1 protein-coding gene is annotated in these 487 nt (G+C 70.0%); it reads left to right on the top strand.

Annotated features, from left to right (window positions below; translation table 11 throughout):
* The coding region (locus QMZ26_RS21220; RefSeq protein ID WP_283222595.1) for a phage baseplate assembly protein V at window positions 1-487 on the top strand (487 nt) is incomplete at both ends.

Genomic DNA, 487 nt, shown 5'->3' with positions numbered 1-487 from the left:
TGTCCGGGCTGGCCTATGGCGATGCCCCCGGCGAGGTGTCCACCGCGTTCTACGACAACCGCTTCGTGGCCATTCCGGCTGAGGTGGTCTATCGCCCGCAGACCGAGGATGGCCACGGCGCGCACCTGCATCCGCGGCCGACGATCACCGGCACGCTCAGCGCGATCGTGGTCAGCGATGGCGACCCGCTGCTGTCCGACCGCGATCACCGCATCAAGGTGCAGTTCCCCTGGCAGCGCGGCGGCAACGCCAGCAACGGTTTGGCCCACCCCGGTGGCGACGACAACGCCCCGGCCAACGGCGGCGCCTGGACCTGGGTGCGGGTGATGACCCCGTGGGCCGGTGACAACTGGGGCGGCGTGGTGCTGCCACGGCGCGGGCAGGAAGTGCTGGTGGCGTTCCTGGAGGGCGACATCGATCGCCCGGTGGTGGTCGGTGCGGTCTACAACGGCCGTGGCCAGCAGGATGCGCAGCACAACCAGATCAA

Source organism: Stenotrophomonas sp. PFBMAA-4, from assembly GCF_030053215.1.
GTDB lineage: Bacteria > Pseudomonadota > Gammaproteobacteria > Xanthomonadales > Xanthomonadaceae > Stenotrophomonas.
Note: the sequence above shows the minus strand (reverse complement) of the source record. Positions and strands in the feature narration are given on the sequence as shown.